This window comes from Listeria costaricensis, from assembly GCF_900183385.1.
Classification (GTDB): Bacteria; Bacillota; Bacilli; order Lactobacillales; family Listeriaceae; genus Listeria; species Listeria costaricensis.
Genome location: NZ_FXUT01000010.1, coordinates 89497 through 111506, shown reverse-complemented (window position 1 = coordinate 111506; position 22010 = coordinate 89497). Strand labels below are relative to the sequence as shown.

At 43.8% G+C, this 22010-nt stretch carries 23 protein-coding genes; 13 read left to right on the top strand and 10 right to left on the bottom strand.

The features are described from left to right. Positions 1–89 precede the first annotated feature (89 nt). The 4 genes from CS921_RS09515 (at position 90) to htpX (ending at position 3812) form a co-directional block, all read left to right on the top strand. A complete protein-coding gene (locus CS921_RS09515) occupies positions 90–998 on the top strand; it encodes a peptidase U32 family protein (RefSeq protein WP_099223274.1) in 909 nt (302 codons plus the stop codon). 12 nt (positions 999–1010) lie between these two features. Next, on the top strand, positions 1011–2237 hold the full coding sequence (locus CS921_RS09510; protein WP_099223272.1) for a peptidase U32 family protein: 1227 nt from the start codon (positions 1011–1013) through the stop codon (positions 2235–2237). Positions 2238–2312: 75 nt separating this feature from the next. Then, positions 2313–2870, top strand: a complete 558-nt coding sequence (locus CS921_RS09505) for a LemA family protein (protein ID WP_099223270.1) — start codon at positions 2313–2315, stop codon at positions 2868–2870. A 21-nt stretch (positions 2871–2891) separates the two neighbouring features. Beyond that, a complete protein-coding gene (gene htpX, locus CS921_RS09500) occupies positions 2892–3812 on the top strand; it encodes a zinc metalloprotease HtpX (RefSeq protein ID WP_099223268.1) in 921 nt (306 codons plus the stop codon). A 112-nt stretch (positions 3813–3924) separates the two neighbouring features. On the opposite strand, the gene yjbH is transcribed toward htpX, so the two are convergent. Together yjbH and CS921_RS09490 are read right to left on the bottom strand one after the other, a co-directional pair. After that, the gene (gene yjbH / locus CS921_RS09495; RefSeq protein ID WP_099223266.1) at positions 3925–4755 is read right to left on the bottom strand and encodes a protease adaptor protein YjbH; all 831 of its coding nucleotides are present in this window, start codon (positions 4753–4755) and stop codon (positions 3925–3927) included. Between the two features lie 219 nt (positions 4756–4974). Beyond that, positions 4975–5559 (bottom strand): CYTH domain-containing protein, encoded by a 585-nt coding sequence (locus CS921_RS09490; protein ID WP_099223264.1) that lies wholly within the window; start codon positions 5557–5559, stop codon positions 4975–4977. Between the two features lie 169 nt (positions 5560–5728). Between CS921_RS09490 and yjbM the strand changes: the two genes are divergently transcribed. From yjbM to fabI, 4 genes are all read left to right on the top strand, one after another. After that, on the top strand, positions 5729–6391 hold the full coding sequence (yjbM, locus tag CS921_RS09485; protein WP_099223262.1) for a GTP diphosphokinase: 663 nt from the start codon (positions 5729–5731) through the stop codon (positions 6389–6391). A gap of 27 nt (positions 6392–6418) precedes the next feature. Then, positions 6419–7213: an NAD kinase gene (locus tag CS921_RS09480; protein ID WP_099223260.1), complete on the top strand. Its 795-nt coding sequence runs from the start codon at positions 6419–6421 to the stop codon at positions 7211–7213. A gap of 10 nt (positions 7214–7223) precedes the next feature. After that, the gene (locus tag CS921_RS09475) at positions 7224–8141 is read left to right on the top strand and encodes an RluA family pseudouridine synthase (protein WP_099223258.1); all 918 of its coding nucleotides are present in this window, start codon (positions 7224–7226) and stop codon (positions 8139–8141) included. A 61-nt stretch (positions 8142–8202) separates the two neighbouring features. Next, complete coding sequence (gene fabI / locus CS921_RS09470) at positions 8203–8991, top strand: enoyl-ACP reductase FabI (RefSeq protein WP_099223256.1); 789 nt, start codon at positions 8203–8205, stop codon at positions 8989–8991. 170 nt (positions 8992–9161) lie between these two features. On the opposite strand, the gene dltD is transcribed toward fabI, so the two are convergent. The 5 genes from dltD to CS921_RS09445 are packed head-to-tail and all read right to left on the bottom strand — an operon-like array spanning position 9162 to position 13586. Then, positions 9162–10430: a D-alanyl-lipoteichoic acid biosynthesis protein DltD gene (gene dltD, locus CS921_RS09465; RefSeq protein WP_099223254.1), complete on the bottom strand. Its 1269-nt coding sequence runs from the start codon at positions 10428–10430 to the stop codon at positions 9162–9164. Continuing rightward, positions 10430–10666: a D-alanine--poly(phosphoribitol) ligase subunit DltC gene (gene dltC / locus CS921_RS09460; RefSeq protein WP_099223252.1), complete on the bottom strand. Its 237-nt coding sequence runs from the start codon at positions 10664–10666 to the stop codon at positions 10430–10432. The genes dltD and dltC overlap by 1 nt, the downstream gene beginning before the upstream one ends. A gap of 24 nt (positions 10667–10690) precedes the next feature. Beyond that, positions 10691–11875: a D-alanyl-lipoteichoic acid biosynthesis protein DltB gene (gene dltB / locus CS921_RS09455; protein WP_099223250.1), complete on the bottom strand. Its 1185-nt coding sequence runs from the start codon at positions 11873–11875 to the stop codon at positions 10691–10693. Next, positions 11872–13407, bottom strand: coding sequence for a D-alanine--poly(phosphoribitol) ligase subunit DltA (gene dltA, locus CS921_RS09450; protein WP_099223659.1), 1536 nt, complete (start codon positions 13405–13407; stop codon positions 11872–11874). Before dltA ends, dltB begins: the two co-directional genes overlap by 4 nt. A gap of 32 nt (positions 13408–13439) precedes the next feature. Further along, the gene (locus CS921_RS09445) at positions 13440–13586 is read right to left on the bottom strand and encodes a teichoic acid D-Ala incorporation-associated protein DltX (RefSeq protein ID WP_099223248.1); all 147 of its coding nucleotides are present in this window, start codon (positions 13584–13586) and stop codon (positions 13440–13442) included. 280 nt (positions 13587–13866) lie between these two features. Between CS921_RS09445 and rpiA the strand changes: the two genes are divergently transcribed. Continuing rightward, a complete protein-coding gene (rpiA, locus tag CS921_RS09440; protein WP_099223246.1) occupies positions 13867–14571 on the top strand; it encodes a ribose-5-phosphate isomerase RpiA in 705 nt (234 codons plus the stop codon). Between the two features lie 39 nt (positions 14572–14610). Here rpiA and CS921_RS09435 read toward each other — a convergent pair whose 3' ends face one another. Further along, positions 14611–15054, bottom strand: a complete 444-nt coding sequence (locus CS921_RS09435) for a GNAT family N-acetyltransferase (protein ID WP_099223244.1) — start codon at positions 15052–15054, stop codon at positions 14611–14613. Between the two features lie 18 nt (positions 15055–15072). After that, the gene (locus CS921_RS09430; protein ID WP_099223242.1) at positions 15073–15822 is read right to left on the bottom strand and encodes an alpha/beta hydrolase; all 750 of its coding nucleotides are present in this window, start codon (positions 15820–15822) and stop codon (positions 15073–15075) included. Positions 15823–16061: 239 nt separating this feature from the next. On the opposite strand from CS921_RS09430, the gene CS921_RS09425 reads away from it, so the two are divergent. Then, a complete protein-coding gene (locus CS921_RS09425; RefSeq protein WP_099223657.1) occupies positions 16062–17087 on the top strand; it encodes a branched-chain amino acid aminotransferase in 1026 nt (341 codons plus the stop codon). A 72-nt stretch (positions 17088–17159) separates the two neighbouring features. Here the strand turns inward: CS921_RS09425 and CS921_RS09420 are convergent, their stop codons facing one another. Then, positions 17160–18635 carry an LM6179_1298 family efflux MFS transporter gene (locus CS921_RS09420; RefSeq protein WP_099223240.1) on the bottom strand — a complete coding sequence of 492 codons (1476 nt, stop codon included), beginning with the start codon at positions 18633–18635 and terminating at the stop codon, positions 17160–17162. 130 nt (positions 18636–18765) lie between these two features. Here CS921_RS09420 and CS921_RS09415 point away from each other — a divergent pair, with 130 nt between their 5' ends. The 3 genes from CS921_RS09415 (at position 18766) to CS921_RS09405 (ending at position 21998) form a co-directional block, all read left to right on the top strand. After that, the gene (locus CS921_RS09415) at positions 18766–19818 is read left to right on the top strand and encodes a M42 family metallopeptidase (protein WP_099223238.1); all 1053 of its coding nucleotides are present in this window, start codon (positions 18766–18768) and stop codon (positions 19816–19818) included. 12 nt (positions 19819–19830) lie between these two features. Beyond that, the gene (locus CS921_RS09410) at positions 19831–20298 is read left to right on the top strand and encodes a glutathione peroxidase (RefSeq protein WP_099223236.1); all 468 of its coding nucleotides are present in this window, start codon (positions 19831–19833) and stop codon (positions 20296–20298) included. Between the two features lie 131 nt (positions 20299–20429). Continuing rightward, positions 20430–21998 carry a peptide chain release factor 3 gene (locus tag CS921_RS09405; protein ID WP_099223234.1) on the top strand — a complete coding sequence of 523 codons (1569 nt, stop codon included), beginning with the start codon at positions 20430–20432 and terminating at the stop codon, positions 21996–21998. The last annotated feature ends 12 nt before the right edge of the window (positions 21999–22010 follow it).

Here is a 22010-nt window from a genome sequence, read left to right as displayed (position 1 = left end):
AAGCAATTAATGAGAAAAGCCCATTGTTTGGGGCTTAAAGTTATGATACATTAGTCAAGTAAGCTTTTAGGAGAAATGAGGAGAAATTTATGGAAATCATTGCGACAGCAGCCTCGATAGAACAGGCTGAACAACTGCTTCGCGCGGGGGTAGATACACTTTATATCGGGAACAGCCGTTTTGGACTTCGACTAGCCGGTTCTTTTTCGCTTGAAGAGATACGTGAAGTGACAAACATCACACATCATGCTGGCAAGCGGGTCGTTGTGGCGGTAAATGGCTTGATGCATAATGAGCACTTGGTGGACTTGCCGGAATTCTTACAAGCATTAGCAGACATGCAGGTGGATGCCATCAGTTGTGGCGATCCGGGCGTCATCCTTATGTTGGAGGAATTAGCGCTTTCACTGCCCTTTATCTATGACGCTCAAACCTTTGTCACCAGTGCTGAGCAGATTTCTTTCTGGGTACAAGAAGGCGCAACTGGAGCTGTTTTAGCACGTGAGCTGACACGCCCGGAAATTTTTGCCATCCAAAAAGAACTAGCGGTTCCAGTTGAGGTACTTACTTATGGACCTACCTGCATCCATCAGTCGAAACGCAAGCTCCTAACCAACTATTATCATATTGCCGAGTTAGAGGAAGAGACATCGAAGGAACGCGGTCTGTATTTGCGGGAGCCGAGTGATGCGGACAGTATGCTGCCCATCTATGAAGATGAAAATGGGACGCATATTTTTAGTTCAGAAGATATTTCTTTAATGCCCTATCTGTTGGAACTTTATGAAGCGGGCGTCAGAACGTGGAAACTTGATGGCGTGCTGAATGAACCAAACGAATTCGTTCAAATTGCTCGAGTTTTTGTTGAAGCGAAAGAAGCCATTCAGCAGGGTGAATTTATCGCCGAGACGTTTGTGAACCGACTGACAGCTTGTCAGCCGAAAACACGTCAGCTGAGCGCTGGTTTTTATTTGAAAGATCCGAATGAAGTGAAATAATGGGGGTAAATCATGCGAACAATCACAAAAAAACCGGAAGTGCTTGCACCAGCCGGTAATTTAGAAAAGTTGAAAATTGCCATTCGCTATGGAGCGGATGCTGTATATATTGGTGGACAGGCTTACGGGCTTCGTTCGCGCGCTGGAAATTTCAGCTATGAAGAAATGGAAGAAGGTGTCGCTTTTGCCCATAGTCATCAAGCCAAGGTCTACGTGGCAGCCAATATGGTTGCCCATGTGGGGGATACAGAAGGAGCAGGTGCTTTTTTCCTCAAGCTGAGGGAAATCGGGATTGATGCCGTAATCGTTTCTGATCCGGCCCTCATTCAGATTTGTTTTGAACATGCACCCGGACTGCCGGTTCATCTTTCCACACAAGCTTCTGCGACCAACTATAAAACACTTGAATTTTGGAAAAAACGCGGGCTTGAGCGTGTTGTTTTGGCACGGGAAGTCAGCATGAAGGAAATTCAGGAGATGGGTGCGCACACGGATGTTGAAATGGAAGCCTTTATTCATGGGGCTATGTGTATTTCCTATTCGGGGCGCTGCACGTTATCGAATCATATGGCGAATCGGGATGCCAACCGGGGCGGCTGTGCGCAGAGCTGCCGCTGGAAATATGACTTGTTTGAAGTGGCACATGGCGAAAAGCAAAATCTTGTGGACGAAGATGAAGAGCCGTTTTCTATGAGTGCAGTCGATTTGTCGATGATCCGTTATATTCCCGATATGGTGGAAGCGGGTGTCGACAGTTTGAAAATTGAAGGACGGATGAAATCGATTCACTACGTTTCGACGGTGGCCAGTATTTACCGGAAAGTGGTGGATACGTACTGTGCCGATCCGGAGAATTTTACATTTGATCCAGCTTGGGAGGAAGAGCTGTGGAAGGTGGCTCAGCGTGAACTTTCGACGGGCTTCTTTTATAAAGAGCCGACCGAAGATGAGCAGTTATTCGGCAAGACGCGCAAGATTCCACAATATGCTTTTGCGGCGCAGGTGCTGTCCTATGACCCAGAAACAAAAATTGCCACTCTGCAACAGCGCAATAATTTTGGTGTGGGGGATGAAATTGAATTTTACGGACCGGGCGATACAGGATTTAAGCAAACGGTCGAACAAATATGGAATGAAGACGGCGAGGCCATTGACCGGGCACCCAATGCGATGATGACGGTCAAAATGGTGGTAGATCGTCCAGTTGCCCCGTTTTATTTTATGCGGAAGAAAAAGTGAATTTTTTTACTGAAGCTGGTTCAAATTGACTAAATAGGCTATAATAGTACCAAATAGAGAAAAGGAGGCAAAAAAATGATTGGCTGGATTATTGCCATCGTTGTGGTAGTTGTACTTGTGCTGGTTTATTTTGGACTTTATAACAGCCTAGTCAAATATCGCAATCGTGTGGAAGAAACATGGGCACAAATTGATGTACAGTTAAAAAGACGTTTTGACTTGATTCCTAATTTGATGGAAACGGTGAAAGGGTATGCCAAGCACGAAAAAGAAACCCTGACACAAGTGATCGAAGCGCGCAATAAAATGATGGAGGCGCCAAGTGACAATCGGCAGGAGCAAATCGAAGCAGATAATATGCTGACAGGTGCACTGCGGTCGATCTTTGCACTAGGAGAGGCCTATCCAGATTTAAAAGCCAACCAATCCTTCATTGAATTGCAGCACGAACTTTCTTCTACAGAAAATAAAGTTGCATATTCACGTCAGCTTTATAATACGACGGTTATGACTTATAACACGAAGATTGAATCCGTTCCAACGAATATCATTGCGAAAATGCATGGCTTCACCAAACGAGAAATGTTGAGTATTCCAGAACCGGAACGTGAGGTACCAAAAGTACAATTTTAAAAGAAAAGGGGCTAGAGCGGCATGTTATTTGAACAAATCGCTTCGAATAAACGAAAAACAGTTTTTATCGTTATCGGCTTCTTTCTTTTTGTACTGCTAGTTGGTGCTGCGATTGGGATTCTTGTCTGGAACAACTATGTAACCGGCCTGCTTTGGGCGACTTTGATTGGAATCATCTATATCGGATTGATGCTGATGCAAAGTTCGGCTGTTGTAATGCGGATGAATCATGCGCATGAGATTACTAGTAAAGAAGAGGCGCCGGTTCTGTTTGAGACGGTGGAAAGTATGGCTATGGTAGCGGGTATTCCAATGCCGCGTGTCTACATGGTAAATGATGCAAGTCCGAATGCTTTTGCTACCGGCACATCACCTAAAAATGGTGCGGTGGCTGTTACGACCGGGCTTCTCGAACGTTTAGATCGATATGAGCTGGAAGGTGTCATTGCGCATGAAGTTTCGCATATCCGCAATTTTGACATTCGCTTGTCAACGATCGCCATCGCCCTGGTGGCTGTGATTGCGATTTTAAGTGATTTGGCGATGCGAATGCTTTTTTGGGGAAGCTTAACGGGGAGAGGGAATGACCGGAAAAGTAGTGATAACAACAATAGTAATGGCTGGGTGCAGCTTGTGATCTATGTGGTCGCCTTGGTTTTTGTGATTTTAGCACCGGTTATTGCGACGGCTCTTCAATTTGCCTTATCAAGAAATCGGGAATTTTTGGCTGATGCCAGTGCGGTTGAATTAACACGCAATCCGGAAGGTCTGATTAAGGCGCTTGAAAAAATTAGCCAGACGCCTGAGAAAATGGAAGAAGTCAGTGCGGCGAGTGAATCCATCTATTTTGCCTCCCCGCTAAAATCAAAAAAAGAAAAGCCGGGTCTGTTCGACTCACATCCGCCGATTGCCGCGCGGATTGAACGTTTGCGGGCCATGTAAAAAGTAGCAGCTTGGGGGAGTTGCTTCTTTTTTTTGTGGGGAATTTACGCACTATGTGTAACGCAAAAGTGTCCATTCATGGCATAAAAAAATAGGATGCGAGTTACGCACCCTATTCGTTTGGTTCATAATTGCCAAGATATTGCCATAAAATTTGACCATCTGCCATTTCAACGGATGTGACTTTCTGTTGAAGTCGCCATTTCTTCATCTGACGTTCGATTTGACAAACATCCATCCCGTAATACTGCGCCATTGCTTCGGTCGAAGTCACGCGTACTTTTGCGATATATTCTTCCATGGAAAGACGTTCTTCGGGTTCCGGGAAGTGGTTGAGAAGCTCGGACAGAATGTGTACATAAACTTCATAGCGATGAAGCCCCGTTAATTTTAGACCAGCATCTTCAATGTTTCGATTGAAGAAAACGACGGTCGGATTTTCGTAAATTTCCATTTCATGGGCAACTTTCTGGTCGCCAATATAAGCTCGTTTGGCAATATTGGATGAAAAATCTTTTTCAAACTCGGCCAAATCCAAGCCGATACTCCGCGCCTTTTCACGAAGCACGTCGTCATTTGAGATATCTTTTCCTTCCAAAAAATAGGCTTCTTGAATTTTTCGTAAAAAATCAATCCCCAATTTTTTGCCTTGAAGCTCGGCTGCTTTTACTGCCAAACAGGAAATATAAGAAAGGCGTGCCTGTTCTTGCTGCTCCTTCAACTCGCCAAAGCCTTCCTCATGCCGCTTCTTTTTACAAACAAAGGTTTGAAGATTGTTATGCAAAACATATCTCAATTTAAAATAATTTCCGTATTCCATCTGCAGCCGCTTGATATTGGTCTCCATCGTCCAACAGTCTTCACAAGTTGGATCAAAAAAAAGGTAGATTTCAATAGGCTTACAGCTGGCAACAGATTTATAGTATAGATTTTGGTTAATCATTGCTATCACCTGATTTTCAAATTCTGACGTTCCTCAATTAGGAAACTTTCTGTCTCTATATCTGCTGTAGATTCTTTCGGCTGTATGGAACCGATAATCTCTTAAAGAAAATAACTCTAACTTTATTGTAGCAGTGAAAAACAAATTTAACAAATAATAGTCACTCAAATAAAGAGACTTTCTGTAACCCTTTGATATCTATACTTGAAAATATTACATTTAATGTTGGCTTTTATAAATTTTATTATAAAACCGTTCGATTTTGTTAGGTGCAGGTGATTCCACAATCGCATAATCAGCAAGTAGCTCTGAAAAGATCTTTTGTCCACGAACATCATCTGTTACTTCATACTCAAGATCATAATCTACTATGTCGCCGTAAAAATTTTGATCGAAAACTAGGAGCCCTTTTTTATACGCTTTTTCTGCCCGAATCGTTCTAAGCGAACCAAAGACAACGAGCTCTTCATGACGAACCCCGTGCTTCAAAAGTTCATCGCGTACCTGGCCAACTGGAATATAGGAACCTTTTAAAATTGAGTCGGCTTGGTCGGCACCGAGGATTTGTGTTGTTTCAAGAAGGCCTTTATTTGCAGGTGTTTTGAGTGTTAGCTCATAATAATCCTTTTTTTTGCGGATGCGAAGCGCACTTTGCTTTTCTTTTAAGGCAAATGTATCGGTGTCTAAATAGTAATTCGTTTGCTCAAAGAAATCCGTTTCCTTGACCTTGAATGCTTTCGTTAGAGTCTGATATTCTTCTTTTGTGATCAAATTGCGAAATTCAATTTCCAGTTCTTGCGCCATTTTCAGCACTCCTTTACGTTTTTTCAAACAAGCTGTTTTTCTTATAGTAACATAAGCAGAAAAAAACAAGCAAAAAATCACGCCAGACGGGAAAGCCATATGTAAAGTATGGTAAAATAGTGGATGGATGCAACATGAATCGTCTAATTATTCACAAGAGGTGAGTTTCTTGAACCATTGGGAAGATTTTTTAGCGCCGTATAAACAAGCGGTCGATGAATTAAAGGTAAAACTAAAAGGAATGCGCACACAGTTTCAGCTTGAAAATAACCATTCGCCCATCGAATTTGTAACCGGTCGGGTGAAACCTGTTGCCAGCATTTTAGATAAAGCGATGCAAAAAAATATTCCACTTGATCAGTTGGCAGAAGAGATGCAGGATATTGCAGGCTTGCGGATGATGTGTCAATTTGTGGATGATATCGAGATCGTGGTCGATTTGCTCCGCCAGCGAAATGATTTCCGGATTGTTGAGGAACGAGATTATATTGCGAATAAAAAACCAAGCGGCTATCGCAGTTATCATGTCGTGATTGAATATCCCGTTGAAACGATTGCAGGAGAAGTGCGGATTTTGGTTGAAATCCAGATTCGGACACTGGCAATGAACTTTTGGGCGACGATCGAGCACTCGATGAACTATAAATATAGAGGTGAGTTTCCAGAAGCCATTAATCGCCGGTTAAAACGTGCGGCAGAGGCAGCCTTCCAACTGGATGAAGAAATGCGACAGATTCGACAGGAAGTGCGCGAAGCCCAAGCTTACTTTTCAAAGAATAAAGAAATTCAAAAAGACAAGAATGAGCCGCGGCATCTACTGCCAAAAAAATGAAATTCGCGGATAGAAGGAGTGCGACGAGTGAAATATGTAATTTTTTCAAAAGGGGATGAAAAAAGCAACCTGCTGCGGCTTTCAATGATTGCGGAATTTCGCGATTATGACATGGAATATGATGAGCGCGAGCCGGAGCTGGTTCTTTCTATAGGTGGAGACGGGACGCTTTTGGCCGCCTTTCATGAGTATGAACATCGTTTGTCGGAAACCGTTTTTCTGGGGATTCATACGGGGCATTTGGGTTTCTATGCCGATTGGCGCCCCCACGAGGCGGACAAACTGGTGAAACTGATTGCTGAAGGGGACTACAGTGTTGTGAGCTATCCGCTGCTAAAAACCACCGTCCGCTATGGATTAGGCAAAAAAGAAGCCAAATATGTGGCGCTCAATGAGTCGACTATCAAAAGTAGTGGCGGACCATTTGTCGTTGATGTTCTGATCAATGACAGCCATTTTGAACGGTTCCGGGGCGACGGGTTGTGCATGTCGACACCAAGCGGTACAACAGCCTACAATAAGTCGCTCGGCGGGGCACTGATGCACCCATCCATCTCAGCGATGCAGCTGACCGAGATGGCTTCCATCAATAATCGCGTCTACCGGACGATTGGGAGCCCGCTGATATTTCCCGATCATCATGAAGTTCGGCTGCAGCCTGTGAATGACAAGGATTTTCAAATATCGATCGACCATCTGAGTATCCTGCACCGCGATGTTAGCGAGATTCGTTATGAAGTGGCCAAAGAAAAAGCACAATTTGCCCGCTTTAGACAATTTCCATTCTGGCAACGCGTGCACGATTCCTTTATTGAAGACTAGGAGGAGCTACGTGTATCTGAATTGGCAAGTAGAACAAGTGGAGGAAGGGATTCTGCTGCGAACCTTCCTGAAACGCAAACACATTTCCAAGCAGCTGCTCGCATCTGTGAAGCATCAACCGGGCGGGCGCATCGAAGTAAATGGACAGGAAGAAAATGTTCTCTATAAAGTAAAAGCCGGCGACGAGGTCAAGGTTACTTTTCCAAAAGAAAAACAAAGTGAGGGCTTACTGCCTGAGTTTGGCCCGCTTGAGATTTTATTCGAGGACGATTTTCTGCTTGTTTTAAATAAACCGGCAGGCATGGCGTCGATTCCAGCGCAGTATCATCCAACGGGCTCTGTGGCCAACTATGTCAAAGGGTATTATCAAACGAGAGGCATCGATTCGGCCGTCCATATTGTGACGCGGCTTGACCGGGAGACGTCCGGCGTCATGCTTTTGGCTAAAACCCGCTTTGCCCATGCCAGATTAAGCGAATTCTTGCAACGCGGTGATCTAAAGCGCCGCTATCAGGCATTTGTTTCAGGACAGCTGACAGAGGCTTCTGGTTCCATTGTGGCCCCCATCGGCAGGCGGTCAGTCAGCATTATGGAGCGAATTGTGACGCCGGAAGGGAAATATGCAAAGACAAACTACGAGCGGATTCAGTCCTATCAGGGTTTCGATCATCTGCGGATTTCACTTGAGACAGGACGGACACATCAGATTCGCGTTCATTTTAGCCATATCGGCCATCCGCTGATCGGTGATGAGATGTATAAGGGACCGACTGAGCTATGCACACGGCAAGCGCTGCATTCCTACCATCTGCATCTTTTGCATCCGCTGACAGAGGAATATATGGTTTTTGAAGCGCCGCTACCGCTCGACATGCAGAACATTTTAAAACAAACAAAAAAGATTTCAAATTCATCCGAAGTCATGTAAAATAAACTTTGGAGTATTTTAAGCGAGCCGATAAGAGGCATGAAAAATAGGAGGAAAAAACATGAATCTAACATTAGAGGGAAAAACATATGTTGTAATGGGTGTGGCCAATAAACGAAGCATTGCTTGGGCTATTGCCAAATCACTTGATGAAGCTGGTGCAAAGCTGGTCTTTACATATGCAGCTGACCGTGCGAAAAAAAGTATTGAAGAATTGACAACGGGTCTTTCTGAGGTCAACCAAACGCCACAGATTGTTCAGTGTGATGTAAGAGACGAAGCGGCAATCAATCAAGCATTTAAAACCATTAAAGGTGAAAATGGCAAGCTGAGCGGCTTAGCGCACTGTATTGCTTTTGCTAATAAGGATTATTTAAGTGGCGATTACATGGAAGTGGATCGTGAAAGCTTCCTGCAGGCGCATGAAATCAGTGCTTATTCCTTTACAGCGGTTGCACGGACATTGAAGCATCTGGACATGCTGACAGAGGATGCCAGCCTGCTGACGCTCACTTATTTAGGTGGAGAGCGTGTGGTAGAAAATTATAATATCATGGGTGTGGCAAAAGCAGCCCTAGATGCAAGCGTGAAATATCTAGCTGTTGATTTAGGTAAATTGGGTGTTCGGGTGAATGCTATTTCTGCTGGACCAATTCGCACACTTTCTGCCCGAGGTGTAAGTAGTTTTACAAAATCACTTGGCATTGTAGAAGAAAAAGCACCGCTTAAACGTGCCACTCAGCCAGAAGAGGTTGGCGATACGGCGCTCTTCCTGTTTAGCCCGCTTTCTAGAGGGATCACAGGGGAAGTCATCCATGTTGATAGCGGCTACCACATTATCGGGTTCTAATAACGGCTAAACAACTTAAGAACAGGCATGGCAAAGAAATAACTGTCAAAATGGACAGCTGCTTTCGTACCATGCCTGTTCTTTTTGATAGCTAAAAAAGCGTTGAAGGCTCCATTTGAAGAGAGCTTCAACGCTTTTTAGTTTATATAGAAAAGAATTTTGCACACACACTAGTTCTCTTTAGGTTTTTGTTCCCGCTGCTGCTTCAAATAGTAGCTACGCGGTGTTTTGGGATAGCTGCTTGGGGAGGGCTGTTTCATAAATTGATCGATTGCTTTATCGACTTGCACCCAGCCGCGCCAGCTAAGATGGATCGGGTCCTCCAAGAAATAAGGATCATTTTGATATTGTTCCATGGAGACATATTGGAAACCATTGGAGCGAATTTGATCGCCGACTTTCTGATAATATTCAGCCAGCATTTCGTGGTTCATCCCAATGTAATCAACCCATTTCCCGTTAATAGGCGGATTGATAAAGAGGACATCTGCACCAGCTCGTTTAAAGGCATCCATGACAAGTTGCAGGTCGCCATATTCGGGAGATTCGACATAACTTAAATCTTTTCGGCTGTCTTTTAATTTATCTTCAATCGGCTTGACTTTTTTATCATAGTAGCCTTGCTTAATTTGAAAAGGATTATTTCCGGTAGATTCCTGACCAGTTTCTTTCGCTAGTTGATCCAATTGTTCGTAGCTAAGTCCACTCGGCAAGGCACTAGCCCCTTTGTCGACTTTTCCTTGCTTAGAATCAGAGACGATTTTGGACTCCAGTTCATCGCGGCGGACTAACACTTTATATTGGACTTCAGCCGCTGCACGTGTCAATTTTTCATTGTGCGGTTTTTTAGGTCCATTTGCTGCAATGTTTTCAAGCTGGTTTTTCAGGATGGAATCGCTCTTAACCGTATTGAATTCCAACAGGCGTTTAGCTGCATAGCGCCGTTCGGCTGTTGGCTTGCTGTCTGAAAGCGCGAATGTGTAGGCTTGCAGCGGTGAAAAATTTGCGCCGAATAGATTTTGATCTTCACCTTTTGGCTGGAACCATTGCGGAGATAAAATAAATACGACTTTTTTTCCTTTTAAGCTGCTGCCCAGTGCATTGATATCCAGGTAGTGGGAGAGTGACTGCGTACCAGGCCGTCCAATGAGAAACGGGGTGTAATCTTTCCCGTATTTTTGGGCATATACGCTTGGATGAAACATGTCAACACGAGAGAGCTCAGAAGAACCAAAGATTGGCAGATAGTTGCCACTGTCTATGGCCTTTTTCTGAATCAGCTCTCCCTGGATGACATTTTCGCTCATCGAAGTCGCACTTTTTTTCACGGTTTGACTCGATACGTGATCAAATAAAGCACTTGGCCCGAATAGCAGGAACAGGAACAAAATCCCGCTCACAAGTATCGGACCAAATGTCATCCAGAGTTTCTTTTTCATTACTTCAATTCCTCAAGCTGATGGATGATCATCTCTGGAGTTGCCCATTCCTCGCGATCAAATTCTGAAACTGGCACGGTAATATCTAAGCGACTTTCAACTTCAACAAGCAGCTGAACCGTAGCCATAGAGTCGAGCAAACCTTCATCAAATAAGCGGATATTGGTGTTTTCTTTTACTTCTTCTGTTTCTGCAATTTCCTCTAAAATTTCTAATACGTCATCACGAAATGCCATAATTTTTTACCACCTTTGTCTAATTTAGAATGTAATTTTATCCAAAATACCTGAGAAAATCAGGAAGCCGAGACAGACGAAATTGAATGTAATAAACATGCCGATCACGTAGGTCACTTTGTTTTTTGGATAAAACTTGTATTTTTTATTGATACGCTCAAAAATGTCGAAGCCGACAATCATCAGCGCTTGATAGAAACCATATAATAGATAGTACCAGTGAAGCCCGTGCCAGGCGCCCATTACCATAAAGTTGATAAAATAGGCGATGTAGGCAATTGTAAATTTACTTTTAAACCATTTCTTCTTTGTCAGCCAGAAAACGAGGCGCATAAAGATGAAATCACGGAACCAGAAAGAAAGTGTCATGTGCCATCTGTTCCAGAAATCTTTAATATTGCGCGCCAAGAACGGCTTGTTAAAGTTCATCGGTGTTTGGATGCCCATCATATAGCTGACCCCGACAGCGAAGGCACTGTAACCGGCAAAGTCGAAGAAGAGATACATACTATACGCGTACATGTAACCGATCAAGCTTTGGGCAAAATCAACGTGATGCATCAAGTCATGCTCGAGCGGCATCAGCCAATATTTATGCACCAGATAGGCAATGATAAATTTATATAAGAACCCGAGAAAGACAAGGAAGATCCCGCCATTGAGAAGCTTTAAATAGGCCTCTTTGTCGAGCGTTTTATCCATGTCCTTCTTAAAGCGGCGGAACCGATCAATCGGTCCGGATGAAAGTGTCGGGAAAAATAGCAAGAAGTTGACAAATTCAAAAGACTGATACTCCTTGATGAGTCCGTCGCGAATTTCCATAACCATTGTTGTCGACTTAAAGGTCAAATAGGAAATCCCTAAAAAGCCGAATAGAGAAACATGATGGGCAAGGAACGGTTCTACTTTTACAAGGACGAGCGGCAAGATGGAGAAAAGGACTGCTAGAGCAAAAATGCCGCCGTGGTTTTTATTTTGGACGCGCCGATAGTTGAAGTAAAGCCGGACAACAATCAGCTGCCAAAAGATGAAGATAATAAATGCCACGCCTTGGTAGACATTACTTGAAAACATCAGATAAATGAAAAGCAGTGTGACAAAAGCATTATAGACGGGGAGCCGTTTCCCCATTAAGCCAGCAATGATGATCGGCGCTAGGAAAAGAAACAGTACGCCGAAATATTCAATCGAACCATATGGAACACTCATTCGTTAACCTCAGCAGCTAGTTTTTTACGGTCGATTTTTCCGTTAGCAGTCAATGGGAGCTGTTCCGTGTAGATCCATTTTCTTGGAATCATATAGGTAGGCATCTTGTCTTGTAATTCTTTTTTGATTGCTGAACTTAACTGATATTCTTTTTGGAATGAATGCTCATGTGGGGTAACAAAAGCGACTAAGCAGTCTACTTTGCCATCACGGGTTTTCGGTACGACGATTGCTTGGCGGACATAGGAAACTTCTTTCAAATGGTTTTCAATATCTTCCAGCTCAATTCGATAGCCGTGCAATTTGATTTGGAAATCTAGTCGACCGTAGAAGAATAGATGCCCATCGATTTTGGCACCGCAGTCGCCGGTATGATAGGCTAGAAAAGGAGGATGCGGCTTGAACACCTGTGCGGTCTTGTCAGGCTCATGCAAGTATCCTTTAGAAATGCTAGGGCCAATCAGGACGATTTCCCCTTTTTCACCATCAGGGACAGCTTCTCCCGTCTCATCAACAATGATCAGTTCCGTATCTGGTTTTACTTGGCCGATCGGAAGGCTTGGATAGCGTTCGATCAGCTCCTCTGTGATTTTAATTTGTGTGACAGCGACCGTCGCCTCAGTTGGGCCATACGTATTGTAGATGTTGGCAGTAGGGAACCGCCGCAAAAGTTCACGAGCCGTTTCCTTCGTTAAAATTTCACCACAGAAAAGGAAATTTATTAAATCAGGATTATTTTCGTGATTGAAATCAGCATCTAACAGGCAGACATCAATAAAGGAGGGCGTTGAGACCCAGACATTCAAATGAAGCTTTGGAATCGTCTGATAAAGTTTTTTTAGATTAGCTGAAATGGTTTTATCCAGTGGTACAAGCGTTCCACCTGAAAGCAGGGCCGGATAAAGATCCATAACAGATAGATCAAAAGAGTAGGGCGCTTGGTTTAAAATCCGCATGCCTTCCTGGAAAGAAAAATCCTGCAATAGCCAATTGGTAAAGCTGATCAAGTTATTTTGGGAGATTTGAACCCCTTTTGGCATGCCCGTACTTCCAGAAGTATAAATAATATAGTGATTATCATCATTTTGAACGAAAAGCTTTGGATCAGGCGTTTGCATATGATAAATGTGGATTAGATTTTGTAGGGCCCGCTCAGGAAACATTTCTACTGAAGAGGGGATGGTTAAATCTTGCGGTAAATCTGTTGTTGCAAGAAACAGGATAGGATTTGCCGCTTCGATAATTTGTTGAATGCGTTCAGCGGGCATGGACGTATCAACTGGAATGTAAGCACGCCCCGTCTTATTGGCACTGATAAAACAGATGAGCATCAGTGGATCCATATGTCCATAAACAAGGACTGGACGTTCTTTGTCAATATGACGATATTCATCCTGTAAAAAGTATGCTAATGCATCTGATTTGTTTTTCAGCTCTCCGTAAGTGAGCGTTTGATCTTGATATTCATAACAAACTGCTTTACTTGTCCGTAAGCCCCATTCATCAATTCTTTCAGAAATCGTGGTCATCATTGTTTGAAGACTCATCATACTCATCCTTTCTATTAAAATTCGTTATAAATAAAGTTTGTTCCGTTTGGATTATTAAAACCGTAAAACCATAGAAGACCTACCAAAACCGCTAGATAAAAGACTGTTTTTAAGATAAAAATGGTTACAGGTTTATGAAAAAAAAGTTTGACTTTTTCCATAGCATTCCCACCTTTTGTTACTGTTGTGTTACAAATATTTCCTTATTACTTACTTAATGTAACGCATGTAACGTTAATTGTCTAATTACATTTTTGTAAGGTTGTAGCGCTTACAATTAGAAAAAAGCACTCAAAAGGGATACAATAATGAGGAAGATGTTCATGAATTCGCATTAAATCAAGGTTTTATCACGTTTTTCGTCATAGATTAAAAACAAGGAAAACTTACAAAGTATGCAAGGTAAGGGAAAGTAAAGTTTTCCTAAAGGAAGGTTAAAGAATGATAAATATGAAAAAAATCGCAGCTGAAAAAGCATGCGAATACGTTGAAAATGGCATGATAGTAGGACTTGGGACGGGTAGTACCGCCTACTATGCCACTTGCCGATTAGGAGAGCTGGTTCAGCAAGGAATGGGGCTGACAGGGGTAGCTACATCAAAAGACACGGAAAAATTAGCCATGGAAATGGGGATTCCAATGAAATCATTGGATGAAGTGAAGCAAATCGATCTGACCATTGATGGTGCGGATGAGGTGGACGACGGTCTGAATGGAATCAAAGGCGGGGGTGGGGCACTGCTTCGCGAAAAACTCGTGGCCTCATTTAGTCGGCAAACCAGTTGGATTATCGATGAAAGTAAGCTCGTTGCTGAAATCGGTCAGTTTCCCTTACCCGTTGAAGTGGTGCCTTTTGGTCATTTGCAGACGGCGACTATGCTCGAAAAGTTGACAGGTGAGCCGGCTGATTTGCGGCTGCGAGGAGATGGAGAGCCATTTGTCACCGACAATCAGCACTTTATTTATGATTTGTCGATCGGGCGGATTCAGGAGCCGAAAAGACTCCATGCGGCACTGGTTGAGCTTCCAGGTGTTGTCGAAACAGGGCTTTTTATAGACATGGCGGATCGGGTAATCGTTGGACGGGCAGATGGAACGGTGGATGTCATCAGCAGGCAAGATCTATCATATAATAGAAGAAAGTGATGTCAAAATCATAAAAAAACCACCCGCATGTGCAGGTGGTCAGGATTCATAAGCGAGTGTTTTCGCCATCATTTTATGCGGAATGTTTGCATCGAGAAAAGAATCGGAAATCACGTGGTAGCCTAATTTTTCGTAAAAAGGAATGGCTGTAATCTGGGCACCAAGCTTTAATTGGGGTAGTCCTCTCATGCGTGCCTCGTATTCGATCGCTTCCATCACACGTTTTGCAGCCCCTTGTTTTCGGGCTGCTTTCTGTGTACAGATCCGTTCGACTTTTCCATAACCTTCTGTGACGCGAAAACGACCCGCTGCCAGAGCTGTTCCGTCCTCCGCATAATCGACGAACATCAGTGTGGATGGTAAATCATCGAATTCGTCCCATTCAAGCTCCGGGGCAACGTGCTGCTCCTGAACAAAAACTTCTTGTCGGATACGGAGGGCATCTTGTTTTTCCTGATCGGTTGTGACTTTTTTGACTGTCAAAATAAAATCTCCCTTCTTTTAAACGCTCATGCTTTCTAAATCAAAGCTGTTTGCGGGCATCATATAGAGCAAAGCCTCTTTGACAAAGGGCTGCCAGTATTTCCAGCGATGGTCACCGTCAAATTGGTAAAATTGCTGCTCAAAGCCTTTTTGAACGGTCAGCTTGTGGAAGGCCAAATTGGGTGCTAAAAAGTTTGCCCGCTTGCCGTCCGTCATTTCCACTTCCGTCTCGCCACTACCGATGACATGGAAAAGTTTCAACTTGCTAGCATCCGCATTTTCCGTCCTCTCAAGCAGTTCCTCGGTGATGAGTGGAGAGTGAAGGATCACATTGCCAAACGTAAAAGGATATTTCAGAGCGGCTTTCAGCGAGAGGCTGGCCCCCAGAGAATCGCCCATCAAAAACCGCGTGCCTGCCATTTGAAAGGACGAAAAGCGATTTTCTAAATAGGGAACAAATTCGTGGGCTAAAAAGCGGATGTAGGCCTCATTTTGCTCGCCTTCTGGATGATATTTTCTGCGTCTGTCAGTGACCGTTTGATAGGGAAGGAGCGCAAAAATTGCCTTTTCCATCAAGCCGCTTTGTTGCAACTCATCTGCATAACGAATCACCTTGCCAAAACGAATGTAATCCTTGCCGTCCTGCACAATTACCAGGGGATACTTATAAAGCGGAGAATAATCCTTTGGGAGATAAATAAGTACGTCTACTTCCTCGTTTAATTGTTTACTCATTACTTTTTCTTCCAGTAGTTTTCCTTCTGCCATATGACTCGCTCCTCTCCTAAAAATTTTTGCCAGTTGTGGAATAATGATTTTATTTTAACATGAATCATCAAAAAAGGAAGTATATTTTGCTTATATTTTTATAAAAGAGTGAAAATATTGTTAATTCACTTTTTTTGCCACTGGATTAAAATTCTTGCTTTACGGTTCAAAAGATTGTGCTATACTTGAAAGAACAAGAACATCTTGCAAAACTGAGATTAAAGAAAGTAGGGATTTATGTGAGTAAAGCGATTGAATGGGAGAAACTGGGTTTTGATTATATCAAAACAGACAAGCGCTACATCTCTTATTGGAAAGATGGGGCATGGGACAAAGGAACCCTGACAGAAGATAATGTCTTGCATATCAGTGAAGGATCTACAGCACTTCATTACGGCCAACAATGTTTTGAAGGTCTCAAGGCATATCGGACAAAAGATGGCTCCATCAACCTTTTCCGTCCTGATCAAAATGCACAGCGGATGCAGCGCAGTTGTTCGCGCCTTTTGATGCCGGAAGTACCGACTGAAAAATTTATTGAGGCTTGTAAAGAAGTCGTGCGCGCCAATGAAAAATTTGTCCCGCCTTATGGGACTGGAGCGACGCTTTACTTACGACCGCTTGTGATTGGTGTGGGCGACAATTTGGGCGTCCATAAAGCACCGGAATATATTTTCACGATTTTCTGTTCGCCGGTTGGGGCTTACTTTAAAGGCGGTCTTGCACCTGCTAACTTTGTGGTTTCAGATTATGATCGTGCGGCACCAAATGGCACGGGGGCAGCCAAGGTCGGTGGGAACTATGCCGCTAGTTTGATGCCTGGGAAAAATGCTCAAGAGCGTCAGTTTGCCGATTGTATTTACTTAGATCCAGCTACCCATAAAAAAATTGAAGAGGTTGGAGCGGCGAACTTCTTTGGCATTACAAAAGACGATCGTTTCGTCACACCATATTCTCCTTCGATTTTGCCAAGTATTACCAAATATTCGCTTCTTTATCTTGCTGAGCACCGTCTTGGTCTTGAGGTAGAAGAAGGCGACGTATATATTGATCAACTGGATGACTTTAAAGAGGCCGGCGCTTGCGGAACAGCCGCAGTGATTACGCCAATTGGTGGCATCCAAACGAAAGAGGATTTCCATGTTTTCTATTCGGAAACGGAAGTCGGCCCGATCACACGCAAGCTATATGATGAGCTATGCGGCATCCAATTTGGCGACATTGAACCGCCGGAAGACTGGATTGTTCAAGTGACGATCGACTAGCAGAAGAAAAAACAGCGACAATCTTTTTGGGGGATCCCTCAAAAGATTGTCGCTGTCTTTTTTTGTAGGCACTTATTTTGCCTGCACTTTTTGATGCTTTGGCAAGAAGAAATGAATCAAATAGCTGAGGATACAAAGGGCGAACATGACCCAAAATACGGTGTGCAGCCCTTGATAAAGAATGTCTCGCAAAGGTTCAATCAAGCTCGCATCAAGACTGCCTGCTGTTTCAGGGCTGATAAGCAAATTGAGATTCGCCTGATTGATGCCGGTAGTTTGCTGTGCACGAAAAGCGGATGCCAGAACAGAATTGAAAATCGTTCCGAAAACAGCGACACCAATCGTTTGCCCTACCGTCCGGAAAAGTGTATTAGAAGCTGTGGCAATCCCCGTTTGACTTTTAGGGACAGCATCTTGAACGGTGACCATCGTTGTGGTAAAAATAATCCCACAGCCGAGCCCCATTAGCGCGCTCACAAGGTAAAAATAGATATCTGCTGTGGCTGCTGGGAAGAGTGCCAAAAAGAAACCGCTCAGTGTAATCACGAGACTGCCGATTCCCACTGTACGCAAGTTGCCGATTTTTTCAAGCATTCGTCCAGAAGCAAACGAGCCGATAATCCAAGTGACCGAAAGCGGCGCAATCATCAGTCCGGCAATCGTGGCTCCGTGCCCAAGCATGCCTTGTGCCCACATTGGAATATACACATTGATCCCGATCAAAAAAGCACTGAATAAAAAGCCGATCAAGTTGCCAATCAAAACAGTTGGATTTTTAAAAAGGATGAAAGGCATGATCGGATCGAGCGCCCGTTTTTCCACGAAGTAAAAAGAAATAAAAAGAATAACAGCCACACCGAGCAGAATAAGGACAAGCGGTTCGGTCCAATTGAGCGTTTCACCGGCCCGCTGCAAGGCGAATAGTAGCACCAGCAAAGCGACTGTGAAAACGGCTGTCCCCAGATAGTCGATTGGTTGGCGCACATGATCGAGATCCTCTTTCAAGTAAATCCCAATTAAAATGATGGCAATAATCCCAACAGGCACATTGATAAAGAAGATCCAATGCCAGCTCAGCTGATCGACAAGGAAGCCACCTAAAAGCGGTCCGAAAACACCGGCAATTCCCCAAGCGGAACCCATTAATCCCAGTACACGTGCTCGTTTTTCAAAAGGATAGATATCGGCAATAATTGTCATCGTAGAAGGTAAAATCCCGCCGGCACCGATTCCTTGAATGGCTCGAAAAAGAATCAGCTGCCACATATTGTCCGCAAAGCCTGAGAGCGATGAGCCGACAATAAAAATAATGGTTGCCACGATAAAAATGATTTTTCGTCCATAAAGATCAGAAAGCTTGCCATAGATTGGGACGGTGACTGATGAAGTAAGCAGATAAATTGAAAAAATCCAGTTCATGAGTTCGATCCCGTTTAATTGACTGACAATCGTGGGCATGGCGGTACTGACGATCGTTCCTTCGATTGCTGCCATAAAAGTAGCCACAAAAACGGCGACTGTGACAGCTTGTCTTTTTGTTTGTTCCAAAAAAGCCCCTCCTTTATTCCAACCGAATTATAGCATATGCGGGGGACTTTGGGAATGTAGTGGAGCGCTTTTATTCACAAAACAGTCCTTATTTCGTTATAATAAAGAAGAATAAGAAGGAGGAATCCGCGTGCAATTTGAACCAGACACTCGTATAACCATGCAAAGAATCAAAGAACTAACTGAAATTCCAAGTCCAAGCGGCCATACAGAACAAATCATTCAAACAATTCAAAATCAGCTGGAGAAAAAAGGAATTTCCACACGAAAAAATCACAAAGGTGGCCTGTTTGTTACGCTGGAAGGAGAAAATAAGCAGAAACATCGTATGCTGACAGCCCATGTAGACACACTCGGCGCAATGGTCAAGGAAATCAAAGTGGACGGTCGATTGCGGCTTTCATTAATCGGCGGTTTCAGATTTAACGCGATTGAAGGCGAGTACTGTCTGATTGAAACGGCAGACGGCCAAAAATTTTCCGGCACGATTTTAATCCACCAAACCAGTGTTCATGTTTATCAAGATGCAGGAACAGCTGAGCGGAATACAGCCAACATGGAAGTGCGCATTGATGCCAAAGTTCGTTCAGCAGAAGAAGTGCGCCAGCTGGGCATTGAGGTGGGGGACTTTGTCTCATTTGACCCGCGAACAGAAATCATTGATGATGCTTTTATCAAGTCGCGTCATTTAGATGATAAAGCCAGCGTAGCCATTTTGCTGCAGGCAATTGAAAAGATTCATGATGAAAAAATTGTACTGCCTTATACAACGCACTTCCTAATTTCCAATAATGAAGAAATTGGTTATGGCGGAAATTCCAACATCCCACCGGAAACAGTCGAATATTTGGCAGTTGATATGGGCGCGCTTGGGGACGGTCAGCAGTCAGATGAGTACACCGTTTCAATCTGTGCTAAAGACGGCAGCGGCCCCTATCACTACGGCCTGAGAAAGCATCTAATCGAGCTGGCCAAAAAAGAAGCACTCGACTATCAGGTGGACATCTATCCATTTTATGCGTCTGATGCGAGTGCAGCGATCCGTGCCGGGCATGATCTGATCCACGGATTAATTGGACCGGGGATTGATGCCAGCCACGCGTATGAACGCACCCATGCTGACTCACTTTATCATACAGAAAAATTAGTTTGGGCCTATTTGCTTTCTGAAATGGTCCAATAAGGAGGAATTTTGATGAATGTGCATGATTTTACGATGACGGCAATGAATGGTCAGGAAAAATCGCTTCAAGATTATGCAGGAAAAACATTGCTCCTAGTGAATACAGCCAGTAAATGTGGCTTGACACCACAACTTGAAGGACTCGAGCAGCTGTATAAAAAATATCAGCAGGAAGGTTTTGAAATTTTGGGCTTTCCCTGTAACCAGTTTTTGCGGCAGGATCCGGGCAGTAACGAAGAAATCATGGAATTTTGCCAGCTGAATTACGGGGTTACATTTCCGATGTTTCAAAAAATCAAAGTCAAAGGCAAAGAGGCAGATCCGCTTTATCAGTATTTAGTCAAGGAAACGGGCGGAAAGAAAATCGAATGGAATTTTGCCAAGTTCCTGATTGGGCCAGATGGTGAGATTATAGAACGGTTTTCCTCACGAACGAAGCCGGAAGAGATAGAAGAGAACATTCGACAAGCGTTAAGCTGAATCATTTAAAAGCATTTCTGCGTACTCTTTAGCAGAAATGTTTTTTTGTGCGGAAAAAGAAAACGGGATTTCAACCTGCACCTGCTTTATGGTATACTTATGAAATGTGAACAAGTCTAGGAGGAAAAAAGATGAGTCAGGAATTAACCAAAGAAGTCGCATCACGCAAGACCTTTGCGATTATTTCTCACCCGGATGCCGGGAAAACAACCATTACTGAACAGCTGCTCTTATTTGGCGGGGCGATCCGTTCGGCTGGTACTGTAAAAGGTAAAAAAACAGGTAAATTTGCGACAAGTGACTGGATGGAAATCGAAAAGCAACGGGGTATTTCTGTAACCAGTTCGGTGATGCAATTTGATTATGACGGTTTTCGAATTAATATTTTAGATACACCGGGACACTCGGATTTCAGTGAAGATACGTACCGGACATTGATGGCAGTTGATGCGGCTGTCATGGTTGTCGATTCGGCAAAAGGGATCGAACCGCAGACAATCAAGCTGTTTAAAGTCTGCCGGATGCGTGGGATTCCAATCTTTACATTTATGAATAAGCTTGACCGTGAAGGGAAAATGCCGCTGGAACTTTTGGCTGAATTGGAAGAAGTGCTGGGGATCGAATCTTATCCGATGAACTGGCCAATCGGCATGGGTAAAGAGTTGAAAGGGCTGTATGATCGCTATCATCGGGTGGTTGAACTGCATCGTGCCGGAGAAGGTGAAGCATTCTTGCCGCTGGGTGAGGATGGCGATTTGAAGACGGCTCATCCACTACAGGAATCGAGCTACTTTACACAGGCGTTAGAAGAAATTATGCTGCTTGATGAGGCGGGCAATGAATTCAGTCGGGAACGGATTGCTTCTGGTGAGCTGACACCCGTTTTCTTTGGCAGTGCGCTGACGAATTTTGGCGTGGAAACATTCCTTAAAACCTTTGTTGAATTTGCTCCACAGCCGTCTTCGCATGAGTCGAATGAAGGGGAGATTGCTGCCGATCAGAAGGATTTCACAGGCTTTATTTTTAAAATCCAAGCGAATATGAACCCGGCGCATCGGGACAGGATTGCTTTTGTGCGAATTTGCTCGGGTGAATTTGAACGCGGGATCAATGTGACGCTGACACGAACAGGCAAGCAAATGAAATTAAGTAATTCTACGCAATTTATGGCGGATGATCGCGAAATGGTGACACGTGCTGTGGCAGGCGACATTATTGGCCTATATGACACGGGGAACTATCAAATTGGTGATACAATCTCAAGCGGCAGCAAGAAATTAACCTTTGAAAAGCTTCCACAGTTTACACCGGAACTATTTATGCGTGTTTCAGCCAAAAATGTCATGAAACAAAAGCATTTCCATAAAGGTGTCGAGCAGCTTGTTCAAGAAGGCGCGATTCAGCTCTTCAAAACCTGGCGAATGGAAGATTACATTATCGGCGCAGTTGGTCAGCTGCAGTTTGAGGTATTTGAACATCGGATGCGGAATGAATATAATTCTGAGATTATTATGGAACCGATCGGCAAGAAAATTGCCCGCTGGATCCGTCCGGAAGACGTGGATGAGAAACTGTCCACCGCGCGAAGCATGCTGGTAAAAGACCGATTTGATCAACCTTTATTCTTGTTTGAGAATGAATTTGCGATTAATTGGTTCCGTGATAAAAATCCAGACATCGAATTAACCTCCCTACTTTAAAAGATAGGAAGA